The 4,949-nt window shown below is 70.7% G+C and carries 5 protein-coding genes; 4 read left to right on the forward strand and 1 reads right to left on the reverse strand.

The features are described from left to right. Positions 1-38 precede the first annotated feature (38 nt). Complete coding sequence (locus ITI46_RS33100; protein WP_209243646.1) at positions 39-782, reverse strand: GntR family transcriptional regulator; 744 nt, start codon at positions 780-782, stop codon at positions 39-41. A gap of 336 nt (positions 783-1,118) precedes the next feature. Between ITI46_RS33100 and ITI46_RS33105 the strand changes: the two genes are divergently transcribed. The 4 genes from ITI46_RS33105 to ITI46_RS33120 all read left to right on the forward strand — a co-directional run. Next, the gene (locus ITI46_RS33105) at positions 1,119-2,234 is read left to right on the forward strand and encodes an ABC transporter substrate-binding protein (RefSeq protein ID WP_209243649.1); all 1,116 of its coding nucleotides are present in this window, start codon (positions 1,119-1,121) and stop codon (positions 2,232-2,234) included. Beyond that, on the forward strand, positions 2,234-3,169 hold the full coding sequence (locus tag ITI46_RS33110) for an ABC transporter permease (RefSeq protein ID WP_209243647.1): 936 nt from the start codon (positions 2,234-2,236) through the stop codon (positions 3,167-3,169). The genes ITI46_RS33105 and ITI46_RS33110 overlap by 1 nt, the downstream gene beginning before the upstream one ends. Continuing rightward, positions 3,157-4,038, forward strand: coding sequence for an ABC transporter permease (locus ITI46_RS33115; protein ID WP_372452133.1), 882 nt, complete (start codon positions 3,157-3,159; stop codon positions 4,036-4,038). Before ITI46_RS33110 ends, ITI46_RS33115 begins: the two co-directional genes overlap by 13 nt. Beyond that, the coding region (locus ITI46_RS33120; RefSeq protein ID WP_209243648.1) for an ABC transporter ATP-binding protein at positions 4,035-4,949 on the forward strand (915 nt) is incomplete at its 3' end. The genes ITI46_RS33115 and ITI46_RS33120, both read left to right, overlap by 4 nt.

Consider the following 4,949-nt stretch of genomic DNA (forward strand, 5'->3'; position numbering starts at 1 on the left):
CGTACTTTCGTCGTCGGGGGGGCGTCGGGGGCGGCCGCTCACGCGCGGGTGCGCGCCAGCGGGTTGGTCTGGGTGGAGTTGCGGACGGTGAAGACGACGGAGCCGGGGCGGTAGCGGTCGTCGGAGGTCTCCACGGGGCGGCCGTCGGCCGTCGTGGTCGTACGGCGGACGCGCAGCAGCGGGCTGCCCCGGCGCACCATCAGATGCTCGGCGTCCGCGGTGCCGGCGGCCACCGCGTCGATGTGGTGCTCGCCGTGCGCGAAGACGAGGCCGGTGTCGTCGTAGAGCTGCTGGGTGACCGACTCGCAGTCGGCGGGCAGTGCCTCGACGGCGGTGCCGATCCACTCCGCGTAAACGGTGCGCTCCAGCAGCACGGGCTCCTCGTCCAGCGTGCGGACGCGCAGTACGCGCAGCACCGGTGCTCCGTGCCGTACCTGGAGCAGTCCGGCCTCCTCGGCGCGGGCGCTCTCCCAGGAGGAGGCCAGCACCAGTCCGCCCGCCGTACGGCCGCCCGCGCGGGCCCACTGGGCGAAGCTGCGCAGCTCGGTGAAGCTCTGGCTGGGTGTGGTGGACAGGACGACGCGGCGGGCGCCCTGCCGCGAGCCGATGAGGCCCTCGGCGAGCAGCGCGGAGACGGCCTGCCGCACGGTGCCGCGGGAGGCGCCGTGCGCGGTGGCGAGCTCGGCCTCGGAGGGGAGGGTGGCGCCGACCGGGTAGCGCCCGTCGGCGATGGCGCGGCGCAGCTCGTCGGCGATCCGCTCGTGGCGGGCGGGCTCGGGCATGGGGCGGCTCCTCGAATTGCTGCGCCAGGGCTGCGCGGACCCGCTACGGCTGCGCGGGCTTCGCCCGATCATGCCATCTGTGCGCAGCAGTGCGCACACTCGGCAGCCCGGTCGGTTACTTGTATCCACGGTGAACATCGCTAAACCTGTTCGCAAATAACGCTTTGAGCTGGGCATTTGAGCGTGCTTCCGGCTTTGCGGCGCGGGCCGGGTGCTGTTAGCTTGCCCTGGCTCAATGAATCGAGCTTGTCCATACAGGTGACGGGCGCGAACCCCAGGAGTGTCAACGTGAAGGCAGACCATCACAGCCGTAGGAGCCGCCGCCGGAGCCGCCTGCTGGCCGCGGCGGCAGCGGCCGTCACCCTCTCCGCCGCTGCCACCGGCTGCGGCTCCGCACCCGCGCAGGGCTCCGACAGCAAGGCCGGCAAGGCGCGTTCGGCCGCGGACCTGGGCGGCATGGACAAGCTGGTGGAGGCGGCGAAGAAGGAAGGCGAGCTGAACGTCTACGCTCTCGCGCCGACCTGGGCCAACTACGGCCAGATGATCAAAACCTTCGAGAAGAAGTACGGCATCGAGGTCCACAACGAGGACCCCGGCGGCAGCAGCCAGGGCGCGCTGAACGCCGCCGCCAAGCGCAAGGGCCAGGACCGCGCCGTCGACGCCCTCGACCTGGGCACCGCCTTCATGCAGCAGGCAAAGGCCAAGAAGCTGCTCGCCCCCTACAAGGTCAAGGGCTGGGACGCGATACCGAAGTCCCAGAAGCAGGCCGACGGCTCCTTCATGAACAACTACGGCGGCTACATCTCGATCGGCTGCGACGCCAAGGCCGTCAAGGAGTGCCCGAAGACCTTCAAGGACCTGCTCGAGCCGCAGTACAAGGGCAAGGTCGCCCTCAACGGCAACCCGAACGAGTCCTCCTCGGCCTTCTCCTCCGTCATCGCCGCCTCGCTCGCCAACGGCGGCGGCTTCGACGACGTCGAGCCGGGGCTCGACTTCTTCAAGAAGCTGAAGAAGTCCGGCAACTACGTGCCCGTCGAGTCCACCAAGGCCACGATCCAGAAGGGCGAGACCCCCATTTCGATCGACTGGGACTACCTCAACCTCGGCTACGGCCACGAGCTGAAGTCCAAGGGCGTCGACTGGCAGGTCAACGTCCCCAAGGACGGGCAGTACTCGCAGTACTACAACCAGGGCGTCAACAAGTACGCCCCGCACCCGGCCGCGGCGCGGCTGTGGCTGGAATTCCTCTACAGCCCCGAGGGCCAGAACATCTGGCTCAAGGGCTACTCGCGGCCCGCGCTGCTGGAGGAGATGGAGAAGGACGGCACAGCGGACAAGAAGGCCGCAGCCCAGCTCCCCGAGGTCGAGGGGACCCCGAAGTTCCCCACGCCCGCGCAGGAGGCCAAGGCGCAGCAGGCCATCAGCGAGGGCTGGGGCGCGGCGGTCAGCTGATGGCTGTGACCTCCCCCGCGCCCGCCCGCACCGGCGAGGACCCCGCACCCGCACCCGCCCCGGCCCCGGCGGCACGGCGCACCCGCGCCGCACGCGCGGGCCGGTGGCGCTGGCCCGCCGTCGTCCCGTACTTCGCCTTCATGGCCGTCTGCTTCGGCCTGCCCGCCTGCACCCTGGCCTACAACGCGTTCACCGTCGTGGACCCGGGCACCGGCGCGAGCCATTACAGCCTGGACAACGTGCGGCACTCGCTCTCCGGCGCGTACGCCACCGGGCTGGCGGGCAGCGTGAAACTCTCGCTGCTCAGCGCCGTACTGGCCACCGTACTGGGCACCGTCATCGCGCAGGCCCTGCTGGGCACCCGCAGCACCGCGCTGCGCAAGGCCGTCGTCTCGGCGTCCGGTGTCTTCGCCAACTTCAGCGGTGCGCCGCTGGCGTTCGCCTTCATCGCCACGCTCGGCACCACCGGCACCGTGACGCGGCTGCTGCACCTGAAGGCCACCGGGTTCAGCCTCTACACCTTCACCGGTCTGGTGCTGGCCTATCTGTACTTCATGGTGCCGCTGATGGTCGTCACCGTCCTGCCCGCGCTGGACGGCGTCCGCGCCCAGTGGCGGGAGGCCGCCGCCTCCTGCGGGGCGACCAGGGCGCAGTTCTGGCGGCACGTGGGACTGCCGGTGCTGACGCCCTCGCTGCTGGGCGGCGCCGTGCTGATGTTCGGCACCGCCTTCGCCTCGCACGCCACCGCCGCCGTGATGACGGGCAGTTCGGTGCCGCTGATCACCATCCAGATCGCCAACGCGCTGGCCGGCAACGTGCTGGTCGGCCAGGAGAATCTGGCCCTCGCCATGAGCCTCAACATGGTGGTGATCGCGCTGCTCGTGATGGCCGTACAGATCCCGCTGCAACGACGGAGCAACCGATGGCTGGGATGACCGCTGTTTCGCGTACCGCGCGTGTTCCGCGTACCGCACGCAGGCGCCCGTGGGGCGGTGTCCTCGTGCTGCTGCTGGCCGCGCTCTACTTCCTCGCCCCCGTCGCCGCCTCGCTGTGGTTCACCGTGGACGACCCCGCCGAGGGCGTCACCTTCGGCGCGTACGCCAAGGGCCTGCACGACGCGGACATGGCCGCCGCCCTCGGCCTGTCGGTACGGCTCGGCCTGGCGACCGTGGCGCTCGGGCTGGCGCTGATGGTGCCGACCATGGTGGTGGTCGCGCTGCGGCTGCCCGGGCTGCGACGCGTGGTCGAGGTGCTGTGCATGGTGCCGCTCATCGTGCCGCCGGTCGCGCTGGTGGCCGGGGTCAGCACGGTGCTCTCCTGGGAGCAGGACCTGGCGGACACCCCGCTGTGGGGCACCTTCCAGGCGCTGCACAACAAGAGCTTTCCGCTGGTCCTGGTCCTCGTCTACACCGTGATGTCGCTGCCGTTCCTCCACCGCTCGCTGGACGCGGGGCTGCGCGCCGTCGACCTGCGGACCCTGGTGGAAGCCTCGCGCAGCCTGGGCGCCTCGCGGCTGGGCACGCTGTGCCGGGTCGTGGTGCCCAATCTGCGGCCCGCCATCGTCAGCGGCGCCGTGCTGAGTCTGGCCATGGTGCTCGGGGAATTCACCGTCGCGAACGTACTCGGGTTCGAGCCGTTCTCCGTATGGATGGTGCACGTCGGCGAGTACGAGGCGCAGCTCTCCGTCGCCGCCGCCATGCTCAGCCTGCTCATCACCTGGGGCCTGCTGCTCCTGCTCACCAACATCGCCGGCGGACGTACCCGCGGCCGGCTGGTCCGCGACCGGAGGAAGACGACCGTATGACGACCACCGCCACCACTGAGAAGCAGGCCGATACCACTGGGGAGAAGGCGCAGTCAGCCCGGCGTGGCGCGGGCGGCGTCGGGTTGCGCCTGCGTGACCTGCGGCGCTCCTTCGGGGGCAGCGCCGCGCTCGACGGGCTCGACCTGGAGGTCGCGCCCGGCGAACTCGTCGCCCTGCTCGGCCCGTCCGGCTGCGGCAAGACCACGGCGCTGCGGATCATCGCCGGGTTCGAGACCGCCGACAGCGGCGAGCTGCTGATCGGCGGCGAGGATGTGACGGCCGTACCCGCCAACCGGCGCGACATCGGCATGGTCTTCCAGTCCTACAGCCTCTTCCCCACCATGACCGCTGCGGAGAACGTCGCTTACGGGCTGCGCGTTCGCAAAGCTCCTAAGGCGGAACGGGCCGCGCGCGCCACCGAGTTGCTGGAGTTGGTGGGGCTGCCGGGGCGGGAGAAGCACTATCCGCACCAGCTCTCCGGCGGCCAGCAGCAGCGGGTCGCGCTCGCCCGCGCGCTGGCCATCCGCCCGCGCATCCTGCTGCTGGACGAGCCGCTGTCCGCGCTCGACGCCAAGGTGCGGCTTCAGCTGCGCGAGGAGATCCGGCGCCTTCAGCTGGAACTGGGCATCACCACCGTCTTCGTCACCCATGACCAGGAGGAGGCGCTGTCGATGGCCGACCGCGTCGCGGTGATGAAGGACGGGCGCCTGGAACAGTGTGCTTCGCCGAACGAGCTGTACGAGCGGCCCGCGACGCCGTTCGTCGCGGAGTTCGTCGGCACGATGAACCGGTTGCCCGGTGTCGTGCGGGAGGGTGGGGCCGTTGAGGTGCTGGGGCATCTGCTGCCGGTGCACGGGGAGTGCCCTGCGGTGGGGCGGGAGGTTGAGGTGCTGGTGCGGCCGGAGGGGTTG

The sequence above is a fragment of the Streptomyces oryzae genome (assembly GCF_017676365.1).
Classification (GTDB): domain Bacteria; phylum Actinomycetota; class Actinomycetes; order Streptomycetales; family Streptomycetaceae; genus Streptomyces; species Streptomyces oryzae.